Raw genomic sequence first — 20,007 nt, forward strand, 5'->3', positions numbered from 1 at the left:
CCAGAAGAAGCTTCGGACAATCGCCCTCTGTTCGGTCGCACATTCTCGCAGATGCGCGCGACTGAGGGTGGTCTCAAGGGACGATGCCGTCCAGAAAACACTGCATTTATTGATATAGCACAGCTACTTCTGGAAAATTGATGGTGCCGCAGGGGAGGATTGAACTCCCGACCTCGTCATTACCAATGACGCGCTCTACCACTGAGCTACTGCGGCCCGTTTCGTGTGGGCGGTGAAGGCCCGCTTCGTGTGGGCGGTGAATTAGACTCAATCGCAGCAGGGTGCAAGCGCAATCTGGACCCTTTTTCACCATGGTAGTAAGGAGGGGGCCATGAGCACCGAGAAACCCCCAGTGAACACAGGGCGATCCGCCCTGAAAAAAGCGCCGCAAAGCCGCGAAGACCGGTTGAAAGCGGCGCTCAAGGCGAACATGGGCAGGCGAAAGGCGCAGGCTCGTGCGCGGGCCGCGTCGGGGACGGAGCAGGACAAGGGCCAGCCGGAATGACCGGACGGCCCCGGACATAATCAGAGAGGCAAGGCATTGGATCGGATCATTATCAAGGGCGGGACGGAGCTGAACGGCTCCATTCCCATTGCGGGCGCCAAGAATGCCTGTCTCACGCTCATGCCTGCAACGCTGCTGAGCGAAGAGCCGCTGACCCTGACCAACGCACCGCGCCTGTCGGATATCCGCACCATGACGGAGCTTTTGCGCTCGCTCGGTGCGGAAGTGACGGCGATGAATGACGGCAAGGTCATTGCCATGTCCTCGCATGGGGCGGACAACCATATGGCGCATTACGACATCGTGCGGAAGATGCGTGCCTCCAACCTCGTGCTCGGCCCGCTTCTGGCGCGCCATGGGCAGGCCGAGGTGTCGTTGCCCGGCGGTTGTGCCATTGGCGCACGGCCCATGGACATCCACATCACCGCGCTGGAGGCTCTGGGGGCCGAGATCGAACTGCGTGATGGCTATCTACACGCAAAGGCCCCCGGCGGTCTGAAAGGCGCGGTGCATGAGCTGCGCTTTGCCTCTGTGGGGGCGACCGAGAACGTGGTGATGGCGGCGACGCTGGCCAAGGGAACCACTGTACTGAAAAACGCGGCGCGCGAGCCCGAGATTGTCGATCTGGTGCAGTGCCTGCGGGCCATGGGTGCGCAGATCGCGGGCGAGGGCACGTCAACTATCGAAATTCAGGGTGTCGACCGTCTGCACGGCGCCACCCATCCGGTTGTCACGGACCGGATCGAACTGGGCACCTATATGCTCGCTCCCGCGATCACTGGCGGCGAGGTGGAACTTCTGGGCGGCAAGCTCAGCCTCGTGGAAAGCTTCACCGCCAAGCTCAACGAGGCGGGGATTGAGGTCGAGGAAACCGACCGTGGGTTGAAGGTCCGTCGTGCCAATGGCCGCGTCAGCGCTGTCGATGTCGTGACCGAGCCCTTCCCGGGCTTCCCCACCGACCTGCAGGCGCAGATGATGGCGCTGATGTGCACCGCTGAAGGCACGTCGGTGCTGGAAGAGAAGATCTTCGAGAACCGCTTCATGCATGCGCCGGAACTGGTGCGCATGGGGGCACAGATCGACGTGCAGGGCGGTCATGCCACGGTGACCGGGGTTGACCGGCTACGTGGCGCGCCGGTGATGGCGACCGATCTGCGCGCCTCCGTGTCGCTGATCCTCGCAGCGCTCGCCGCCGAGGGCGAAACCGTGGTGAACCGGGTCTATCACCTCGATCGCGGCTACGAGCGGGTTGAAGAGAAACTGCGCGCCTGTGGGGCGCATATCGAGCGGGTGCATGGCGATGGCTGATGCGCGGTTCGAAGACGGCGGTGAAGAGCCGCTGCGCCTGAAGGCGCTGGACGAAGATGACCTGCGGGTCATTTCGGCACTGGTGCAGGATGCGATCTTCCCGATGACCGAGATGACCTGGGACCGAAAGCGTCGCCGCTTTGCCCTGCTGGTCAATCGGTTCCGGTGGGAAGACGGCACGCGGATCAGGGAACACCCGCCCGAACGGGTGCAATCGGTGCTGGTGATTGACGACGCGCTGGCCGTGGCCTCGCAAGGCATCGACCGGGGTGACCCGGAAACCGTGCTGTCGCTTCTGACGCTCGATTGGGCGGCGGGCGAGGACGGCACCGGGCGGATCACGCTGGTGCTGGCGGGGGACGGGGCGGTGGCCATCGATGTGGAATGCATCGACGTGACCCTGCGCGATGTGACCCGCCCCTATGTGGCACCCTCGCGCAAGGTGCCGGATCACCCGGAATGAGCCTTTGGCCCCGGCAGCGGGTCCGCATCAGGCGGCTGCGCGCCGAAGATGCCACGCTGTGGCGCGACCTGCGGCTGGAGGCTCTGGCCAAGCACCCGGAAGCCTTTGGGTCGACCCATGACGACTGGGCCGGGCGACCCCTGTCCGACTTCGCGGATCGGCTGGAGCAGGCCTGTATCCTGGGCGCGATCAAGGAAGAGACCCTTGTGGGCTGCATGGCCCTTGATTCTGCGAATGGGCGAGGAGAGATCACCGGCGTCTTTGTGCGTCGGGACTTGCGGGGAAGGGGTGTCGCACGTGCGTTGCTGAAAGCACAGAAGCGGCAGGCGCAGCAGCGGGGTGTTTCGCAGCTCTATCTGACGGTCGCGGAAACCAACCTGCCAGCCCTGCGGTTCTACGAAAGGGCCGGATTTCGCCACATCGAGGAACCGTCACGCGCCTTGGCGCGTGACGGCCAATTGCTCGATCTCATCACAATGACGATGGAACTGTGACGGGTGGGACATGGACCCATCACAAGCTGGTCAGCTCATTGCTGGATCGAGGCAAGGTACTCGGCAAGCTCCAGCACCCGACCGCGCACCATCAGTTCCGAGCCATAGGGACCGGCGACATCTGCCGCATCAGCCTGGAATTGCTGCCCCCAGACCGGCATCGGATAGCCATGGCCCCGGATTCCGGTGCGCCCGTCGATCACTTGGATCATCTCGAGCATCGGGAATACGCCGTCATTGTTCGCGGCGATCACGGTCAGGTCCGGGACGGGCACGGTCATCAGGTTGGCCAGCGGTCCATCCCCCATGCCGCCTTCGCCGTGGCAGGATGCACAGTTGTTGACGTATTCCTGTTCGCCAATGGATTGGGCATAGGCACTGCACGCTCCGAGCGAAAACAGGGCAAGGGCGGCGAGGCCGACTTTCAAGGGCAGGTGGGTCATCTGATTTCCTCCATCTCAGATGGGTAACAGTTGACTTAACTTACGATTGACTGAGTCACTAATTGCAATAATTCGCCTCTATCGAACGGGCTGCATTGATCTGAGTCAACGACGAACCGGATTGGTCTGACCTATGGGCGGGGTTTCTTCTGCACCTCCAAGCTTGCCCTGCGCGGTCGATCCCCGGCTACAAGCTCTGTCCCATGCGGCCAAGCAACGCTTGTCCCCCCTGCGCCTAGCGGATATCCCGTTCCGGCCAGTCAGGAGAGCCGCAAGATGCCCCAGTTCCTCACCACCAGTGACGCCGATTTCGATACCCGCTTCGACGCGCTGCTGAACATGAAGCGCGAGGATTCGCCCGAGGTGGATGACATCGTGGCAGGCATCATCGCCGATGTGCGCGCGCGGGGCGACGCGGCGGTGATCGAGCTGACCGCGAAATTCGACCGGATGGACCTGACGCCTGAAACCTTGGCCTTCTCATCCGACGAGATCGACGCGGCGATTGCCGAGGTGCCCGCCGCAGAACGCACGGCGCTGGAACTGGCCGCAGAGCGCATCCGCGCCTATCACGTCCGCCAGATGCCCGAGGATGCCCGCTGGACCGACCCCGATGGCGCAACCCTTGGCTGGCGCTGGACGCCGGTCTCCGCCGCGGGGCTCTACGTGCCCGGTGGCCTCGCTTCGTACCCCTCCTCGGTCCTGATGAACGCGATTCCGGCGCAGGTGGCTGGCGTCGAACGGCTGGTCATCTGCGCGCCCACACCGGACGGCAAAGCCAACCCTCTGGTGCTGCTGGCCGCCAGGCTCTCCGGCGTCGACACGGTCTACCGCATCGGCGGCGCGCAGGCGGTGGCGGCCATGGCCTATGGCACCGACACCATTCAACCCGTCGACAAGATCACCGGCCCCGGCAATGCCTTCGTGGCCGCCGCCAAGCGCCGGGTCTTCGGAAAGGTCGGCATCGACATGATCGCAGGCCCCTCCGAGATCCTGGTGATCGCCGACAAGGACAATGACCCCGATTGGATCGCGCTCGACCTTCTCAGCCAGGCCGAACATGACGAAAGCGCCCAATCCATCCTGATCACCGACGACGCCGCTTTCGGGCGCGCCGTGGCCGAGGCCGTGGACAAGCGCCTTGAAACGCTGGAGCGTACCGCCATCGCCGGGGCCAGCTGGCGCGACTATGGCGCGGTGATCACCGTCGATACCCTCAGTGACGCGGCAAAGCTCTCGAACCGCGTTGCCCCCGAACATCTGGAGCTTTGCGTGGCCGACCCCGAGGCGCTGGCCGAAGAGATCACCCATGCCGGTGCGCTGTTCCTCGGTCAATGGACGCCCGAGGCCATCGGCGATTATGTCGGCGGTCCCAACCATGTGCTGCCCACGGCACGGTCCGCGCGTTTTTCCTCTGGCCTGTCGGTCATGGACTTCCTAAAGCGCACAACCATCGCCAAGATGACACCCGAGGCGCTGAAGGCCATCGGCCCGGCGGCGGAAACGCTGGCCAGATCCGAAAGCTTGCAGGCTCATGGCCTGTCCGTGCGTGCGCGGTTGGAACGATTGAATGAAGGGGCAGGGGAATGAGCCGCGACATCTGTCATATCGAGATCGACGACAGCGGCCTGCCCGCGCCCACGCCCGAGATCGAACAGGAACGCAAGGTCGCCATCTTCGACCTGCTGGAAGACAACAGCTTCACACTGCCGGACCGCGACGGGCGCGAGGTGCCTGCTGCTCCCTATCGCCTTGGACTGGCGATCCGTGAACGGCGGCTGGTCTTTGATGTGGACACCGAAGCGGGCGAGGACGCGGCAGAGTTTCACCTGTCGCTGTCCCCCTTCCGGCAGGTGGTCAAGGATTACTGGCAGATCTGCGAGAGCTACTACGACGCGGTCAAGAAACTGCCCCCCAGCCAGATCGAGGCCATCGACATGGCAAGGCGCGGCATCCACAACGAAGGTGCCCGCGTCCTCCAGGAACGGCTGGAAGGCAAGGCCGAGGTCGACCACGACACCGCGCGACGTCTCTTCACCCTCGTTTGTGTCCTTCATTTCGGCGGGTGAGCGGCGTGGTGCAGGACTTTCCCCAATCCGTCCTGTTCTGTTGCGACCATAACGCAATCCGGTCCCCCATGGCCGAGGGGATGATGAAGAAATTCTACGGCCACCGTGCCTATGTGCAATCGGCAGGCGTGCATAACGATCTGGAGATAGACGGCTTTGCCATCGCCGTCTGCGCCGAACTGGGGGTGGAACTGGACAGCCACCGGTCCCGCAGTTTCGATGAAATGGAACAATGGGGCGATGACCTGTCGGGGTTCGACCTGATCATTGCGCTGTCGCCCGCCAGCCAGAGACGGGCGCAGGAACTGACCCGGCATTTCCACGTCGATGTGGAGTATTGGCAGATTCTGGACCCCTCGGGGATCGGAAATAACCGCGAGGCCAAACTCGACGCCTACCGCCAGACACGGGACATGCTGATCAAGCGGATGCAGGACCGGTTCGGTCCACCAACGGAGGAACAGGAATGAGCCGCGCCACCATCGACGCCTATTACGCCGCCTTCAACGCAGGCGACACCGAGGGCATGATCGCCTGCCTGACGCCCGACGTGGCCCATCACGTGAATGAGGGCGGGGTGCGCATCGGCACCGACAAATTCCGCGCGTTCTGCGATCACATGAGCCGCTGCTACCGTGAACGTCTGACCGACATCACTGTGATGATCTCCGAGGATGGCACCCGAGCGGCGGCGGAATTTACGGTGAACGGCGAATATCTGGCCACGGATGAAGGATTGCCAGAAGCGAAGGGGCAAACCTACTTCCTGCCCGCCGGCACGTTCTTTTCGCTGCAAGACGGCAAGATCTCCCGCGTCGTGACCTATTACAACCTCGCGGACTGGACGGCCCAGGTCTCGGCATGAGCCTGAGCTTCCGCAGCTTCACCGGCGCGGATGTGGGGCAGGTGCTCGATGACCTCGCCCGCCTGCGCATCGCCGTCTTCCGCGACTGGCCCTACCTCTATGACGGCGACCTCGCCTATGAGCGGCGGTATCTGGAGCTTTACACCAACCCCCGCGCCATCGTGGTTGGCGCCTTCGACGGGGATCAGATGGTCGGCGCGGCGACGGGCATGCCGTTGACCGATCATGACGACGATTTCGGCAGCGCACTGGCAGGCATCGCCGTACCCATGTCAGACATCTTCTATTGCGCCGAATCCGTCCTGTTGCCGCGCTATCGCGGGCAAGGCGCGGGCCACGCCTTTTTCGACGCGCGCGAAGATCATGGCCGCGCCCTTAACCTCACCCATGCCGCCTTTTGCGGCGTCCAGCGTCCGGTTGACCATCCGGCCCGGCCTGCCGACTATAGCCCGCTCGATGCCTTCTGGCGTAAACGAGGCTATGAAAAAGTGCCGGGGGCCATCGCCCATTTCGCGTGGAAGGATCTCGGCGATGAAGCCGAGACCGAGAAGCCCCTGCAATTCTGGATGAAACGCCTATGAAAATCGCCGCCGTTTCCTATCGTTGCGACCGCCATCCCGGCTGGGTCTCGCATGAGATCAAGCTGGAGAGTATTCTGAAAGAGGCCGCTGCCGATCTGGTCGTCTTCCCCGAATACGCGGCGATAGAAGCGGCGCTGATTGCCGGGCCGCCAAGTGCCACCGTCACCGAATGGCGCGATCTGGCGGCGGAGCGGGCGGGCGACTGGGTCAACCAGTTCCGGCACATGGCGCAGATGCATGGCTGCCACATCGTGGCGGGGTCCGGTCCCGTGCAGACCGACAAGGGCGTCGTCAACCGCAGCTGGCTGATTGCCCCCGATGGCAGCGTCGATCATCAGGACAAGCGCCTGTTGCTGCCCTATGAACGCGAGGAAATGGGCATGGTGCCGGGCGACGATCTGCGCCTTTTCGACACCGCGCTTGGCAAGATCGGCCTGCTCATCTGCTATGACAGCGAATTTCCCCTTCAGGCCCGCGCGCTGTGCGAGGCCGGGGCGGAATTCATCGTCGTGCCCTCCTGCACCGATTTTCCCGCCGGGCAGACCCGTGTGCGCCAGTCCTGCCGGGCGCGGGCTATCGAAAACCAGTGCCTTGTCGTGCAGGCCCCGCTGGTGGGCGAGGTGCCCGGTTGCGACATCATCGACCGGTCCACCGGGCGCGCGGGGTTCTTCTGCCCGCCCGATCACGGGCTGCCATCGGACGGGATTCTGGCCCAGGGCGAGACCGATCAGCCCGGCCCCGTGACCATCGAGGTCGACCCCGCCGCCATCGCCGCACCGCGCCTGACCGGGCAGGTCGGCAATTTCTCTCACTGGCCAGAGGGGCTCGAAACGGTCACACCCCGGCAAGTTCCGGCACGAAAGTGAGATTCGCCTTGAAAAACCCGGCGATCAGGCGCATTTAACCGCCACTTCTGCGCATTTGACGCGGATAACCACTATAGGAGAGACCATGGCCAAGGAAGAACTGCTCGAATTCCCCGGTGTCGTGAAGGAACTCCTGCCGAACGCGACATTCCTGGTCGAGCTGGAAAACGGCCATACGATCATCGCGCACACGGCAGGCAAGATGCGGAAAAACCGCATTCGTGTTCTGGCTGGCGACAAGGTGCAGGTCGAGATGACCCCCTACGATCTGACCAAGGGTCGGATCAACTACCGCTTCAAGTAATCGCTTCATGCGACTTGTTCTCGGATCGGGAAGCCCCCGGCGGCTGGAGCTGTTGGGGGTCTTGGGCGTTCAGCCCGACGCGATCCTGCCCCCCGATATCGACGAGGACCCCAAGCCCGGAGAGCTTCCGCGCCCTTACGTGGAACGCGTCGCGCGGGAAAAGGCTTTGGCGGTCACGGCTGACCCCGAAGACATCGTGCTTTGCGCCGATACCACCGTCGCCATGGGCCGCCGGATCATGGGCAAACCCGCCGATGCCGGGGAAGCGGCCGAATTTCTGACCGCCCTCTCTGGCCGCCGCCACCGGGTCTATACCTCGGTCGCTGTGCGCCGGGGCGAGCGTCTGTGGGAACGGACCGTGGAAAGCCGGGTTCAGATGAAGCGCCTGTCGGATGATGAGCTGAACGCCTATCTCGCCAGCGAGGATTGGCGCGGCAAGGCGGGCGGCTATTCCATCCAAGGCCCCGCAGGCGCGTTCATCCCGTGGATCAGCGGCAGCTTTCACGCCATAATGGGCCTGCCCCTGCCGGAAACGGCGCATTTGCTGACGGCCGCTGGCTGGCCTGTCTGGAGACGCTCATGAAAGGCCGCATCGTCCTGCTCGACACCCTGAACGACCGCCCCGCCGCCGCTTTGATGGTGGACGGAAAGTTGCAGGATCTGCTGATCGACCCGCCCGAGGACGGCCCGCCGGGGATCGGCGCGATCCTGCGCGGGGTCTGCGACCGGCCCTTGAAAGGGCAGGGCGGCATGATGCTGCGCCTTCCCGATGGTCAATCCGCGTTTCTCAGGCAAGGCAAGGGGTTATCCCCCGGTCAGCCGCTTCTGGTGCAGGTCACCGGCATGGGCGCGGATGGCAAGGCCACGCCCGTCACCACGCGGCTCCTGTTCAAATCGCGCTACGCCATCGTCACGCCCGACGCGCCGGGGCTGAACATCGCCCGCTCGATCAAGGATGAAGCGGAACGCGACCGTCTGCTGGAAATTGCCCATGAGGCCATGTCCGGCGCGCCCAATACCTTTGGCCTGATCCTGCGCAGCGCCGCCGATGAGGTGGACGCGGACGCGCTGGCCGAGGACATCACCGCGATGCGCGATCTGGCCGAGGCCGTCACCACCGATCTGGACGGCGAACCGGAACTGCTGGTCGATGCCCCCGACGCCCATCTGACCGCCTGGCGCGACTGGGCCAGCCCGGAACCGGACGAAGTCATCGCCCGCGAGGGTGCCTTCGCCGATCTGGGCGTGCTGGAGGAGATCGACGCGGTCCTGCAAGATGCCGTGCTGCTGTCCGCCGGGGCCTCGATGATGATCGAACCGACCTCGGCCCTCGTCGCGGTCGATGTGAATACCGGTGCCGACAGTTCGCTGGCCGCCGGTCTGAAAGCCAACCTCGCCGCCGCGAAGGACCTGCCGCGCCAACTGCGTCTGCGCGGTCTGGGGGGGCAGATCACGCTCGACGTGGCGCCCATGCCCAAGAAGGACCGCCGCCAGTTCGAAGACGCGCTGCGCCGCGCCTTTCGCGCCGATGGCACCGATACGGTGCTGGCGGGCTGGACGCCCCTTGGCATGTACGAATTGCAACGCAAGCGCGACCGCTGGCCGCTGACGGCCCTGATCTGATCAGGCGACGCTGACCGGCAGGCTGCTATAGCCCCGGAACCGCGCCAGCCCCATGATTTCCGCCGGGCCGTCCGCGCGCAGCTTTGGGAACCGCTCCACGAATTTGCCGATGGCAATCCGCCCCTCGATCCGCGCCAGGGTCGCGCCCAGACAGACATGGATGCCGGTGGCAAAGGCCAGGTGCCGGTTGGGATTGCGGGTGATATCGACCGCCTCGGGGTCGTCAAACACCGCCGGATCGCGGTTCGCCCCGGCAATCGAGGTGTGGATATAGGTGCCCTTGGGCAGCACGCAATCCGTCAGCTCGATTTCCTCGCCCGCCAGCCGGTTGCCGATCTGAAGCGGGCTTTGCACCCGCAGAAACTCCTCCACAGCGGTTCCAATATGCTCAGGTTCCCGCTGCAACAGCCGCAGCTGGTCGGGGTTGTCCAAAAGGATGCCGATGGAATTGCCGACAAGGCTGGTCGTCGTCTCGTGGCCTGCATTCAGCAGGAAGACGCAGTTCTGCACCAGCTCCTCCTCGGTCAGCCGCCGCCCGTCCACCTCGCCGAAAATCAGGCTATCCAGCACCTCGCCCTGTCCCGCGCCCTCGGGGTTCGCCCGTCGATGCGCAATCAGCTCCGCCAGAATCGCCCCGAACTCCGCCACCGCGTCATTGCCCGCCTGCAGTCGCTCCGGCGAAATCACCGGGTCGAGCGCGCCCAGAATGGCCAGCGAAAAGCCCCGTAGCTTGGCGCGATAGTCCTCTGGAATTCCCAACATGAAGGAAATGATCTCGGTCGGCAGCACCATCGCAAAGGCCGGGATCAGGTCGAACGACCCGAGGTCTTCCAGATCGTCCAGCATCCGATCCACGATCCCGTCAATCAGCGGCTCCATCTCGGCCAGCTTGCGCGGCGTGAAGGCGCCAGCCAGCAGCTTTCGCACCACCGTATGATAGGGCGGGTCGTTGAAGATCAGGCTGGTCGTGTGATGGGTCAGCAGCGGGCCGGGGCCGAACTTCTTGCCAAACTCCTCGGTCTTGTCCGACAGCATCGCGCGCGACTGATAGACCTTCAGGCAATCGGCGTGCCGCGTCAGGTAGACCGAGCCATCGGGGTTGCGGTGCACGGGACTTTGTTCACGCAAGGCACGCAGGACGGGGAAGGGATTGTCGATGAATTCCCGCCCGATACCGTTGAGGTCGAAGTCGCGGATGGATGCTGCCATGTAAAATTCCCCTCTCCCAGACTGTCACGCTAGGGCAGGTCGGAACAGGCGGCAAGCGGGCTGGCATCCCGGCGCGCATGATGGCAATATGACGTCCCGTCACAACGGAGCATCGCCCATGTCCTGCCCGATCTGCGCCAAAGACACGGATCAGAAATACCGCCCCTTCTGTTCGCGCCGCTGCGCCGATGTGGATCTTGGCCGCTGGCTGAATGGCAGCTACGCGGTGCCCTCGCAGGACCCCGAAGATCTGGAAGCGGCGGCAGAGGCATTGGCCGCGGACAATGACCGGCTGCACTGACTCGCGCCTTGTTTCGTTCATGGCGGGCCTGAAATTCGGGCGATGTGCCAAGAAAATGTACGGCTCTTCGGAAATCTGAAATCGGGGATAATCCAGAGCTTAATCTACCAGTCCAGACTGAGAACTTCATCAGTCCAGCCGGAACGATTTCCTTGACGTAAGCGCTTTCACCCTCGCAAGCTGCAACATGCAAAAAGCATGGGCGCGGGCAAGGCCGCGCTGAGAACAGGGAGACTACGAATGAAGAAATTTGCACTTGCGGGAACTGCTCTTGGTCTGGTGATGAGCGCTCAGGCGTCCGTCGCCCAGGGACTTGACGAGATCACCGTCGCCTATTTCCTCGAATGGCCGATGCCGTTCGAATACGCCAAGCAGATGGGCATCTACGAAGAAGAGATGGGCGTAACGATCAACTGGCGCGCCTTCGACACCGGCACCGCCATGTCCGCCGCCATGGCCTCGGGCGATGTGCATATTTCGGTCAGCCAGGGTGTGCCGCCCTTCGTGGTCGCGGCCTCCGCCGGGCAGGATATTCAGGTTGTCGACGTGGCGGTCAGCTACTCGGACAATGACAACTGCGTGGTTCATGAGTCGCTTGAAATCGACGCCTCCAATGTCGCCGATCTGGAAGGTCAGCGGGTCGGTGTGCCGATCGGCACCGCCGCCCATTACGGCTTCCTCCGCCAGATGGAGCATTTCGGCATCGACGTCAGCACGCTGGAAGTGGTCGACATGGCCCCCGCCGATTCCGCCGCTGCACTGGCGCAGGGCTCGCTCGGCATGGCCTGCGGCTGGGGTGGTGCGCTGCGCCGCATGATGGAACATGGCAACACCCTGCTGACCGGCGCGGAAAAACAGGAACTGGGCATCTACGTCTTCGACGTGACCTCGGTCCCCGCCTCCTTCGCGGAAGAAGAGCCGGAACTGCTGGCTGCCTTCCTGTCGGTCACGGCCGACATGAACGCCATGTGGAACTCGGGCGAGCATACCGACGAGATGCTGCCGGTGATCGCGCGTGACGCGGGCATGGATGAAGACGCAACCGCCGCGACGCTGGCCGGCTTCGTCTTCCCCTCCGTGGAAGAGCAGCTCTCCGAGGTCTGGCTCGGCGGTGGCACCCAGGACTTCCTGCTGGAAGTGGCCAACTTCTTCGTCGAGACCGGCAATATCGATGCCGCCCGCGAGTCCTACGAAAGCGCGGTCAATACCGGCCCGTTGCAGATGGTGCATGACGGGATGTAATCCCGACATCACGGACGGCGCGACATTGCTTCGCGCCGTCCTTTCTGCAGATTTTCTTTTTATACTTGGAAGGTAGGGCAGTATGACCGGGCTTGTGCTCGATAGCATCTCCATGCGCTTCGATCTGCCGGATGGCGGGGTCGTGCAGGCGCTTCAGGATGTATCGCTGACCATCAAGGAAGGGGAGATCCTGTCTGTCCTAGGCCCCTCGGGCTGTGGCAAGACCACCCTTCTCAACATCATCGCGGGATTTCTGGCCCCGACCGAGGGCAAGATCGAGCTCAATGGCCACTACGTGACCGGCCCCGATGCCGAACGCGGCATGGTGTTCCAGAAGGGCGCGCTCTTCGAATGGATGAGCGTGCGCCAGAATGTCGATTTCGGCCCCCGCATGAAGGGCATGCCCAAGGCCGAGCGCGATCAGATCACCGATCACCTGCTGGAAACCGTAGGCCTTCAGGATTTCAAGGAAAAGGCCGTCTATGAACTCTCCGGCGGCATGCAGCAGCGCGTGGCCCTGGCCCGCTGCCTCGCCAATGACCCGGACGTGATCCTGATGGATGAACCGCTGGGCGCACTGGACGCGCTGACGCGCGAGAAGATGCAAGGGCTGGTGCTGAAGCTCTGGAAGGAAACCGGCAAGACCATCATCCTGATCACCCACTCGGTGGAAGAGGCGCTGCTTCTGGGCGAAAGGCTGATTGTGATGGCCCCCCGCCCCGGCCGCCTGCACCGTGAATACAACCTGCCCTTCGCAGATATGGGCGTGAATGCGGATCTGCGAGAGGTCAAGAAACACCCCGAATTCGGCGAGCGGCGCGAGGAAATCCTGTCGATGATCTGGGATATGGAAGAAGAGATCATGGGCCGGACAGAGGGGGCCGCGTGATGTTGATTGCAGCCCTCTATATCGCCATTTTCGTGATCGCCTTCGTTGCGGTGAAGGCATTCAATTCGATGCGCGAATCGCGTCACGATTTCACCTCGCTCAAAACCGTGACCTTCGGCGACGAAAGCGCCGTGCGCCCGACGCGGGCGGCCTCGGTCATCTCGGTCCTGTCGATCTTCCTGATCTGGGGCGCCTTCACCGGCTCGGTGATTTCGCCCATTCACGTGCCGGGCCCGTTCCTCGGCGACACCAGCTTTACCTACACCGCCGAAAACGCAGCGGGCGAACGCGATGACGCCACGGTGACCGTGCTTGTCCGTCCCGTGGGCGAAGAGGTGGACCTGCCCGAAATCGACCCCGGCGACGGCTTTGCGCTGAACGATGTGGACGCCATCAGCGGCGGGCGGTCCAGCCTGATCCAGACCGGCGACAACGATATCGGCGCCGATGAAGACGGGTTCCGCGTGGTGGCCATCAATGGCCAGCCGCTGGAGCCGGAGGTGGGCGAGGTCGATACCGGTGACGGGATCGTGACGCTCAGCCGCCGGGGCACCGTGCGCTTCACGCCGAATGCGGGCATGCAGATGGAACCGATCTGGCTGCCGCCGCCAGAGGCCGTCTGGAGCCGGGTCATCGAAATCTCGCGGGAAGGCTATCGCGATTTCACCCTCGCCGAACATCTGGGCTACTCGCTGTTCCGGGTGCTGGCAGGCTTCGCGCTGGGCGCCGCCGTGGGGATCCCGCTGGGCTACGCCATGGGCCTGTCCAACTGGTTCCGGGGCTGGTTCGACCCGATCGTCGAATTCATGCGCCCGGTGCCGCCGCTGGCCCTGATCCCGCTGGTGATCATCTGGTTCGGGATCGACGAAAGCGGCAAGATCTTCCTGCTGTTCCTCGCCGCGCTCTGGATCATGACCATTGCCGCAAGGGCGGGCGTGTCGGGCGTGTCGATTTCCAAGATCCACGCGGCCTATTCGCTGGGGGCCTCGAAAAGCCAGATCATGCGCCATGTGATCATCCCCAACAGCCTGCCGGAAATCTTTACCGGTGCGCGGGTGGCGATGGGCGTCTGCTGGGGCACCGTGGTCGCCGCCGAACTGGTCGCCGCCGAACAGGGCGCCGGTCAGATGATCGTGGCCGCGTCGAAGTTCCAGCTGACCGATATCGTGATCATGGGGATCATCCTCATTGGCATCATCGGCTACGGCATCGACATGCTGATGCGCTGGGCCGAGCGGGTTCTTGTCCCCTGGAAGGGCAAGGTCTGAGCGCCGCGTGATGATCGTTGCGAAAAGGCCCCCGGTGTTCCGGGGGCCTTTTCGGTTTCGCCGCCTACGGCGTCGACCCGGGGTCGGCCCGGTTTGCCCCGCTGGCGCGGGGGCTTCACCGGGCCGCAAGCGCCCGCACCGTGTCTCTGCGTCAACCGATTGCAAATGATTTCACCGGTAAGAATTGCTTGGGAAAGCTTACCGGGGCAAGGCGATTTCGCCGCGCCTTTGGCGCGTCGACCGGGGTGGCCCGGCTTACCCCCCGCCAGGGCGGGGGCCGCGCCGGGCCACTTGGGGCTCTGCCCCAAACCCCGAGGTATTTGGACCAAGATGAAAGGAAAGGGGCTGAAAACGGCGATCCGTCTGCACGGGGGGTGTACAGGGGGTGCACGCATGGCACCGGGGTGTTCGGGACGGAGAAAAGCCCCGGAGCGCTGTCGCACGCCGGGGCTTTTGGGACCGCTGTCGGGCGATCAGATCAGCCGAAAACCTTGCTCAGCGCCTTGTCCACCGCATCGGTGATCGCGTCGATATCCTCTGCGGTGGCAATCAGCGCGGGGCTGAAGCACAGCACGTTGTTGCGCCCCGGAATCGAGCGGTTGGAGGAGCCGATGATCACGCCCTGCGCGGCGCAATCCGCGACCACGGCCATCACGTCCTTTTCCTCGACCGGTTCCTTGGTCTCGCGGTCCTTGACCAGTTCCGCGCCCAGGAACAGGCCCTTGCCGCGCACGTCGCCGATGATCTGGTGCTTGTCCATCAGCGCCCTGAGGTTGCCGATCATCCGGGCGCCCATCCGGGTGCAGTTTTCCAGGAGGTTTTCCTCCTCGATGATCGCCATATTCTCCAGCGCCGCCGCCGGGCCACCGGTACAGCCGCCGAAGGTGGAGATGTCGCGGAAATGGTTCAGCTTGTCCGTGGGGTCGGTCTTGAAGAGGTCGAACACCTCCTCCGTGGTCACCATGCAGGCGATGGCCGCATAGCCGGAGGCGACGCCCTTGGCCATGGTCACGAAGTCGGGCTTGATGCCGTAATGCTGGTAGCCGAACCATTCGGTGCCGGTCCGGCCCACGCCGCAGACGACCTCGTCGATATGCAGCAGGACGTTGTATTCCTTGCAGATTTCCTGCACGCGGTCCCAGTAGCCCTCGGGCGCTTCGATGACGCCACCGCCAGCGGTGACGGGTTCAAGGCAGAGCGCGCCGACGGTCTCGGGCCCTTCGCGCAGGATCACCTCTTCGATCTGGTTGGCCGCGGCAATGCCGAAGTCGCGGCCTGAAAGATGGCCGAGCCCCAGCTCTTCCTTGCGGTATTCCATGCAATGGGGGACGCGCACGAAATCGGGCGCGAAGGGGCCATATTGCATGTTGCGTTCATCCTGGCCGCCCGCCGACATCGCGGCGAGGGTGGAGCCGTGGTAATCACGGTCGCGGTAGAGGATCTTGGTCTTCTTGCCACCGTATTTCTTGTGCGCGATCTGGCGCACCATCTTGAAGGCCTTCTCGTTCGCCTCGGACCCCGAGTTGGTGTAGTAGACGCGGGACATGCCCGGCATCTTCTCGATCAGCTTTTCGGCAAAAAGCGCACCGGGGATGGATCCCGCGGCCTGCGCGAAATAGCACATCTTCATCAGCTGCTCATGGACGGCATCGGCAATGCGCTTGCGGCCATAGCCCACGTTCACGGTCCAGACAGCGCCGGACACGGCGTCGATATATTCCTTGCCATGGGCGTCCCAGACCCGCATGCCCTTGCCCTCGACGATGATCCGGGGCTCGCCGGTTTCGAAGGGTTTGTGCTGGATCAGATGGTGCCAGACATTGGCGCGATCCGCCTCGATCACATGGCTGATATCATTGGGATTGAAGGGGGTGTTCATATCTCTCTCCACCGGAAAACGGTCTCTGGGATCACAGTGCCGGGTTGCGCCTGCGCCAGATAGGGCCAGTGCCTATCCATGCATAGCGCCAGTGGATTGACAAGCACCCCGTGCCCCGCGCATGTGGTGTGACCAAAGTTAACCGGAGGTTAAGTCCAGCCGTGCCGATCCCGGTGGAATCGTTCTTTCTAGACTCGCAAGCCGAGGGAACCCTTCAACAGAAGGTCCAACGGCTCGTCGCGGAAGGCATTCTGTCCGGGCGATTCAGGCCCGGGGAGAAGCTGCCATCCAGCCGGAAACTGGCCATTCATCTGGGGATCAGCCGGATCACGGTGACCAACGCCTATACCGAATTGGTGGCTGATGATTACCTGAATTCGCGAGGACGATCAGGCTATTTCGTGTCCGACACGGCACCGACCCCGCCTGAATTCGATCTGGCCGGACGCAAGGAAAAGGCCGGAATCGACTGGTCGCGCGCCATCGGGCAGCGCTTCGACAGCCCGGCGCTGCCGCTGCGCCCACTGAACTGGCATGAATACCCCTATCCGTTCATCTACGGGCAAGCGGATCCGTCGCTGTTTTCGCACCAGACCTGGCGGCAATGCGGGTTGCAGGCGCTCGGGCAGAAGGATTTCAAGATCCTGACCGCCGATCGCTACGAGGAAGATGACGAACGCCTGCTGGAACATATTCAGCGCCATATCCTGCCACGCCGGGGCATTGCCGCCCGCAAGGAGGAAATCCTGATCACCATGGGCGCGCAGAACGCGTTGTGGATGACGGCGCAGATCCTGCTGACGCAGCGGCGCAAGGCGGTGCTGGAAAACCCGACCTATCCGGGCCTGCGGGAGATCCTGACCCAGACCAGATGCCACCTCGTGCCCGTCGATGTGGATGACGAGGGCTTGCCGCCAGAGGCGCTGCCCCCCGATACGGATGTGGTCTTTACCACCGTCTCGCATCATTGCCCGACCAATATGACCATGCCGGTGGACCGCCGCAGGCGGCTTCTGGATCTTGCGACCGAGCGTGGGTTCGTGGTGGTTGAGGATGACTATGAATTCGAACTGTCCTTCAAGAACGCACCATCGCCCGCGCTGAAGTCGATGGATGAAACCGGGGCGGTGATCTATATCGGCTCGTTCTCCAAGTCGCTCTTTCCGGGGCTCCGGCTTGGCTATGTGGTGGCTGACGAGGAATTTATCCGAGAGGCGCGCGCGCTGAGGGCGCTGGTCTTGCGCCACCCGCCCGGCCACATCCAGCGTACCGTCGCCTATTTCCTGTCGCTCGGCCATTACGACGCGCAGATCAACCGGATGCGAAAAGCCTATGAGATTCGCCGCACGGTCATGGCCGCCGCAATCGAACGCCATGGATTGTCCATTTCAGGGGCGGTTGCCACGGGCGGCTCCAGCTTCTGGATGGCCGCCCCGCCGCGCGTCGATACCGAAATTCTGGCCCGCAGGCTCTATGATCGCGGCGTGGTCATCGAGCCGGGGCGCAGCTTTTTCAGCCCGGCAGATGACGCCCGCCGGTTCTACCGGCTGGCCTACAGTTCCATCCCCTCTGAAAAGATCCCCGAAGGCATTCGCCGGATCGCCGAAGAGATCGCCGCCTTTGGCCATAGCGAGCCGCGCTAACTGGCCCTAACTGCAGGGCGGGGCAGGGCGCTACAACCGACGTCAAAGCACAGACAGTGCCCATCCTTTTCCGTGGAGATGCCGCCAATGAAAATGACCACCGAAGAAGCCTTTGTAAAAGTGCTGCAAATGCATGGGATCGAAGATGCCTTTGGCATTATCGGCTCTGCCTTCATGCCGATTTCCGACCTGTTCCCGCAGGCGGGCATCCGTTTCTGGGACTGCGCTCATGAGGGGTCTGGCGGGATGATGGCCGATGGCTATACCCGTGCCTCCGGCAAGATGAGCATGATGATCGCCCAGAACGGACCCGGCATCACCAATTTCGTGACCGCCGTGAAAACCGCCTATTGGAACCACACGCCGCTGTTGCTGGTCACGCCGCAGGCCGCCAACAAGTCAATCGGGCAGGGGGGCTTCCAGGAAGTCGAACAAATGGCCGCCTTCAAGGATATGGTCGCCTATCAGGAAGAGGTGCGCGACCCGTCGCGCGTGGCGGAAGTGCTGAACCGGGTGATCATCAACGCCAAGCGTGCCTCAGCGCCCGCCCAGATCAACATGCCGCGCGATTACTGGACCCAGGTGATCGATATCGACCTGCCCGCCATCGTGGAATTCGAACGCCCCGGCGGCGGAGAAGAAGCCGTGGCAGAGGCCGCGCGCCTGCTGTCCGAGGCCAAGTCGCCCGTCATCCTGAATGGCGCGGGCGTGGTCATCGGCGGCGCGATCCCCGCCTCCATGGCACTGGCCGAACGTCTCGATGCCCCGGTTTGCGTGGGCTACCAGCACAATGATGCCTTCCCCGGCTCTCACCCGCTTTTTGCCGGTCCGCTTGGCTACAACGGATCGAAAGCCGGGATGGAGCTGATCAGCCAGGCCGATGTGGTCCTGTGCCTGGGCACCCGTCTGAACCCGTTCTCGACCCTGCCGGGCTATGGCATCGACTACTGGCCGCGCGACGCCAAGATCATCCAGGTCGATATCAATCCCGACCGCATCGGCCTGACCAAGAAAGTGAGCGTCGGTATCGTGGGGGACGCGAAGAAAGTCGCAACCTCGATCCTCGCGCAGCTGTCTGACACGGCAGGCGACGAGGGCCGGGCCGAGCGCAAGGCGCGCATCGCGCAGACCAAGTCGGCCTGGGCACAGCAGCTGTCCTCGATGGACCACGAAGATGACGATCCCGGCACCACCTGGAACGAACGCGCCCGCGCCGACAAGCCCGACTGGATGAGCCCCCGCATGGCCTGGCGTGCCATTCAGCGCGCCCTGCCGAAAGAGGCGATCATCTCCTCCGACATCGGCAACAACTGCGCCATCGGCAACGCCTACCCGTCCTTCGAGGAGGGCCGCAAATACCTCGCGCCGGGTCTCTTCGGCCCCTGCGGCTACGGCCTGCCTGCCGTCGTCGGTGCCAAGATCGCCTGCCCGGATACGCCCGTCGTCGGCTTCTCGGGCGATGGCGCTTTCGGCATTGCGGTGACCGAGTTGACCGCCATCGGCCGTGGCGAATGGCCCGCGATCACGCAGGTGGTGTTCCGCAACTACCAGTGGGGGGCCGAGAAGCGGAACTCGACGCTGTGGTATGACGACAACTTCGTCGGCACCGAACTGGACGAGCAGGTGAGCTATGCGGGCATCGCCAAGGCTTGCGGGCTGCAAGGCGTCGTCGCGCGCACCATGGACGAGCTCTCTGACGCGCTGGACCAGGCGCTGAAGGACCAGGCCGCCGGCAAGACCACGCTGATCGAGGCGATGATCAACCAGGAACTGGGCGAACCCTTCCGCCGCGACGCGATGAAAAAACCGGTCGCGGTGGCGGGCATCGACGCGGCCGATATGCGGCCACAGAAAACGGCCTGATCACGGGACGGAACAAGGGCAAGGGCTGCGGCACAAACCGCGGCCCTTTTCCTTTGTCTTGAGGGCCCTAGCCGGTCCCCTGCGGGACACAATTCGCCGCAAAACCGCGTCACCCCACAAGCCCGCAAAAAATCTCTCAAACCCTATGGACAGCCCCGCCCGAACCCCCTAGAACGCCTCTACCCGCAGGAG

The 20,007-nt window shown here is 63.6% G+C and carries 22 protein-coding genes and 1 tRNA gene; 19 read left to right on the forward strand and 4 right to left on the reverse strand.

What is annotated here, in order from left to right; genetic code table 11:
• Positions 1-141: 141 nt before the first annotated feature.
• Positions 142-216: transfer RNA gene (locus tag EP237_RS18810), tRNA-Thr, on the reverse strand.
• A 115-nt stretch (positions 217-331) separates the two neighbouring features.
• Between EP237_RS18810 and EP237_RS23210 the strand changes: the two genes are divergently transcribed.
• From EP237_RS23210 to EP237_RS18825, 4 genes are read left to right on the forward strand one after another with little or no spacing between them, the layout of a single operon-like run.
• Complete coding sequence (locus EP237_RS23210) at positions 332-505, forward strand: hypothetical protein (protein ID WP_164744767.1); 174 nt, start codon at positions 332-334, stop codon at positions 503-505.
• A gap of 36 nt (positions 506-541) precedes the next feature.
• Positions 542-1,813 (forward strand): UDP-N-acetylglucosamine 1-carboxyvinyltransferase, encoded by a 1,272-nt coding sequence (murA, locus tag EP237_RS18815; RefSeq protein WP_127562436.1) that lies wholly within the window; start codon positions 542-544, stop codon positions 1,811-1,813.
• Entirely contained in the window at positions 1,806-2,276 is a 471-nt protein-coding gene (locus tag EP237_RS18820; protein WP_127562471.1) for a DUF2948 family protein, read from the forward strand. The genes murA and EP237_RS18820 overlap by 8 nt, the downstream gene beginning before the upstream one ends.
• A complete protein-coding gene (locus EP237_RS18825) occupies positions 2,273-2,770 on the forward strand; it encodes a GNAT family N-acetyltransferase (protein ID WP_164744768.1) in 498 nt (165 codons plus the stop codon). Before EP237_RS18820 ends, EP237_RS18825 begins: the two co-directional genes overlap by 4 nt.
• Before the next feature lie 35 nt (positions 2,771-2,805).
• On the opposite strand, the gene EP237_RS18830 is transcribed toward EP237_RS18825, so the two are convergent.
• A complete protein-coding gene (locus EP237_RS18830; protein ID WP_127562438.1) occupies positions 2,806-3,213 on the reverse strand; it encodes a c-type cytochrome in 408 nt (135 codons plus the stop codon).
• A gap of 276 nt (positions 3,214-3,489) precedes the next feature.
• Here EP237_RS18830 and hisD point away from each other — a divergent pair, with 276 nt between their 5' ends.
• From hisD to EP237_RS18875, 9 genes are all read left to right on the forward strand, one after another.
• Entirely contained in the window at positions 3,490-4,803 is a 1,314-nt protein-coding gene (gene hisD / locus EP237_RS18835) for a histidinol dehydrogenase (RefSeq protein ID WP_127562439.1), read from the forward strand.
• Entirely contained in the window at positions 4,800-5,282 is a 483-nt protein-coding gene (locus tag EP237_RS18840) for a UPF0262 family protein (protein ID WP_127562440.1), read from the forward strand. The genes hisD and EP237_RS18840 overlap by 4 nt, the downstream gene beginning before the upstream one ends.
• An 8-nt stretch (positions 5,283-5,290) precedes the next feature.
• The gene (locus EP237_RS18845) at positions 5,291-5,752 is read left to right on the forward strand and encodes an arsenate-mycothiol transferase ArsC (protein ID WP_127562441.1); all 462 of its coding nucleotides are present in this window, start codon (positions 5,291-5,293) and stop codon (positions 5,750-5,752) included.
• Positions 5,749-6,147 carry a ketosteroid isomerase-related protein gene (locus tag EP237_RS18850; protein WP_127562442.1) on the forward strand — a complete coding sequence of 133 codons (399 nt, stop codon included), beginning with the start codon at positions 5,749-5,751 and terminating at the stop codon, positions 6,145-6,147. Before EP237_RS18845 ends, EP237_RS18850 begins: the two co-directional genes overlap by 4 nt.
• Positions 6,144-6,728, forward strand: coding sequence for a GNAT family N-acetyltransferase (locus tag EP237_RS18855; RefSeq protein WP_127562443.1), 585 nt, complete (start codon positions 6,144-6,146; stop codon positions 6,726-6,728). Before EP237_RS18850 ends, EP237_RS18855 begins: the two co-directional genes overlap by 4 nt.
• Complete coding sequence (locus EP237_RS18860) at positions 6,725-7,594, forward strand: carbon-nitrogen hydrolase family protein (protein WP_127562444.1); 870 nt, start codon at positions 6,725-6,727, stop codon at positions 7,592-7,594. Before EP237_RS18855 ends, EP237_RS18860 begins: the two co-directional genes overlap by 4 nt.
• An 85-nt stretch (positions 7,595-7,679) precedes the next feature.
• Positions 7,680-7,898, forward strand: a complete 219-nt coding sequence (gene infA / locus EP237_RS18865) for a translation initiation factor IF-1 (protein WP_008186030.1) — start codon at positions 7,680-7,682, stop codon at positions 7,896-7,898.
• Between the two features lie 7 nt (positions 7,899-7,905).
• Positions 7,906-8,481 carry a Maf family protein gene (locus EP237_RS18870; protein ID WP_127562445.1) on the forward strand — a complete coding sequence of 192 codons (576 nt, stop codon included), beginning with the start codon at positions 7,906-7,908 and terminating at the stop codon, positions 8,479-8,481.
• On the forward strand, positions 8,478-9,521 hold the full coding sequence (locus tag EP237_RS18875; RefSeq protein ID WP_127562446.1) for a ribonuclease E/G: 1,044 nt from the start codon (positions 8,478-8,480) through the stop codon (positions 9,519-9,521). Before EP237_RS18870 ends, EP237_RS18875 begins: the two co-directional genes overlap by 4 nt.
• Here EP237_RS18875 and EP237_RS18880 read toward each other — a convergent pair whose 3' ends face one another.
• Positions 9,522-10,730 (reverse strand): cytochrome P450, encoded by a 1,209-nt coding sequence (locus EP237_RS18880; RefSeq protein ID WP_127562447.1) that lies wholly within the window; start codon positions 10,728-10,730, stop codon positions 9,522-9,524. It lies immediately after the preceding gene.
• A gap of 118 nt (positions 10,731-10,848) precedes the next feature.
• Here EP237_RS18880 and EP237_RS18885 point away from each other — a divergent pair, with 118 nt between their 5' ends.
• From EP237_RS18885 to EP237_RS18900, 4 genes are all read left to right on the forward strand, one after another.
• Positions 10,849-11,031, forward strand: a complete 183-nt coding sequence (locus EP237_RS18885; RefSeq protein WP_127562448.1) for a DNA gyrase inhibitor YacG — start codon at positions 10,849-10,851, stop codon at positions 11,029-11,031.
• Positions 11,032-11,271: 240 nt separating this feature from the next.
• A complete protein-coding gene (locus EP237_RS18890; RefSeq protein ID WP_127562449.1) occupies positions 11,272-12,273 on the forward strand; it encodes a taurine ABC transporter substrate-binding protein in 1,002 nt (333 codons plus the stop codon).
• A gap of 82 nt (positions 12,274-12,355) precedes the next feature.
• A complete protein-coding gene (locus EP237_RS18895) occupies positions 12,356-13,162 on the forward strand; it encodes a taurine ABC transporter ATP-binding protein (protein WP_127562450.1) in 807 nt (268 codons plus the stop codon).
• Positions 13,162-14,430, forward strand: a complete 1,269-nt coding sequence (locus tag EP237_RS18900) for an ABC transporter permease (RefSeq protein WP_127562451.1) — start codon at positions 13,162-13,164, stop codon at positions 14,428-14,430. Before EP237_RS18895 ends, EP237_RS18900 begins: the two co-directional genes overlap by 1 nt.
• Positions 14,431-14,908: 478 nt before the next feature.
• Here the strand turns inward: EP237_RS18900 and EP237_RS18905 are convergent, their stop codons facing one another.
• Positions 14,909-16,309 carry an aminotransferase family protein gene (locus EP237_RS18905; protein WP_127562452.1) on the reverse strand — a complete coding sequence of 467 codons (1,401 nt, stop codon included), beginning with the start codon at positions 16,307-16,309 and terminating at the stop codon, positions 14,909-14,911.
• Positions 16,310-16,470: 161 nt separating this feature from the next.
• Here EP237_RS18905 and pdxR point away from each other — a divergent pair, with 161 nt between their 5' ends.
• Positions 16,471-17,952, forward strand: a complete 1,482-nt coding sequence (gene pdxR / locus EP237_RS18910) for a MocR-like pyridoxine biosynthesis transcription factor PdxR (RefSeq protein WP_127562472.1) — start codon at positions 16,471-16,473, stop codon at positions 17,950-17,952.
• An 87-nt stretch (positions 17,953-18,039) separates the two neighbouring features.
• Positions 18,040-19,815, forward strand: a complete 1,776-nt coding sequence (gene xsc / locus EP237_RS18915) for a sulfoacetaldehyde acetyltransferase (protein ID WP_127562453.1) — start codon at positions 18,040-18,042, stop codon at positions 19,813-19,815.
• Positions 19,816-20,007 lie beyond the last annotated feature (192 nt).

The sequence above is a fragment of the Nioella ostreopsis genome (assembly GCF_004000255.1).
Taxonomy (GTDB): Bacteria; Pseudomonadota; Alphaproteobacteria; order Rhodobacterales; family Rhodobacteraceae; genus Nioella; species Nioella ostreopsis.

What these genes read in the sequence shown, in the direction of transcription:
- EP237_RS18895 (WP_127562450.1), top strand. Translation starts at nt 12,356, where the DNA reads ATGACCGGGCTTGTGCTCGATAGCATCTCCATGCGCTTCGATCTGCCG.
- EP237_RS18840 (WP_127562440.1), top strand. Translation starts at nt 4,800, where the DNA reads ATGAGCCGCGACATCTGTCATATCGAGATCGACGACAGCGGCCTGCCC.
- EP237_RS23210 (WP_164744767.1), top strand. Translation starts at nt 332, where the DNA reads ATGAGCACCGAGAAACCCCCAGTGAACACAGGGCGATCCGCCCTGAAA.
- EP237_RS18870 (WP_127562445.1), top strand. Translation starts at nt 7,906, where the DNA reads ATGCGACTTGTTCTCGGATCGGGAAGCCCCCGGCGGCTGGAGCTGTTG.
- EP237_RS18830 (WP_127562438.1), bottom strand. Translation starts at nt 3,213, where the DNA reads ATGACCCACCTGCCCTTGAAAGTCGGCCTCGCCGCCCTTGCCCTGTTT.
- EP237_RS18825 (WP_164744768.1), top strand. Translation starts at nt 2,273, where the DNA reads ATGAGCCTTTGGCCCCGGCAGCGGGTCCGCATCAGGCGGCTGCGCGCC.
- EP237_RS18905 (WP_127562452.1), bottom strand. Translation starts at nt 16,309, where the DNA reads ATGAACACCCCCTTCAATCCCAATGATATCAGCCATGTGATCGAGGCG.
- EP237_RS18900 (WP_127562451.1), top strand. Translation starts at nt 13,162, where the DNA reads ATGTTGATTGCAGCCCTCTATATCGCCATTTTCGTGATCGCCTTCGTT.
- EP237_RS18890 (WP_127562449.1), top strand. Translation starts at nt 11,272, where the DNA reads ATGAAGAAATTTGCACTTGCGGGAACTGCTCTTGGTCTGGTGATGAGC.
- EP237_RS18880 (WP_127562447.1), bottom strand. Translation starts at nt 10,730, where the DNA reads ATGGCAGCATCCATCCGCGACTTCGACCTCAACGGTATCGGGCGGGAA.
- EP237_RS18885 (WP_127562448.1), top strand. Translation starts at nt 10,849, where the DNA reads ATGTCCTGCCCGATCTGCGCCAAAGACACGGATCAGAAATACCGCCCC.
- xsc (WP_127562453.1), top strand. Translation starts at nt 18,040, where the DNA reads ATGAAAATGACCACCGAAGAAGCCTTTGTAAAAGTGCTGCAAATGCAT.
- EP237_RS18860 (WP_127562444.1), top strand. Translation starts at nt 6,725, where the DNA reads ATGAAAATCGCCGCCGTTTCCTATCGTTGCGACCGCCATCCCGGCTGG.
- EP237_RS18855 (WP_127562443.1), top strand. Translation starts at nt 6,144, where the DNA reads ATGAGCCTGAGCTTCCGCAGCTTCACCGGCGCGGATGTGGGGCAGGTG.
- EP237_RS18850 (WP_127562442.1), top strand. Translation starts at nt 5,749, where the DNA reads ATGAGCCGCGCCACCATCGACGCCTATTACGCCGCCTTCAACGCAGGC.
- EP237_RS18820 (WP_127562471.1), top strand. Translation starts at nt 1,806, where the DNA reads ATGGCTGATGCGCGGTTCGAAGACGGCGGTGAAGAGCCGCTGCGCCTG.
- EP237_RS18875 (WP_127562446.1), top strand. Translation starts at nt 8,478, where the DNA reads ATGAAAGGCCGCATCGTCCTGCTCGACACCCTGAACGACCGCCCCGCC.
- hisD (WP_127562439.1), top strand. Translation starts at nt 3,490, where the DNA reads ATGCCCCAGTTCCTCACCACCAGTGACGCCGATTTCGATACCCGCTTC.
- infA (WP_008186030.1), top strand. Translation starts at nt 7,680, where the DNA reads ATGGCCAAGGAAGAACTGCTCGAATTCCCCGGTGTCGTGAAGGAACTC.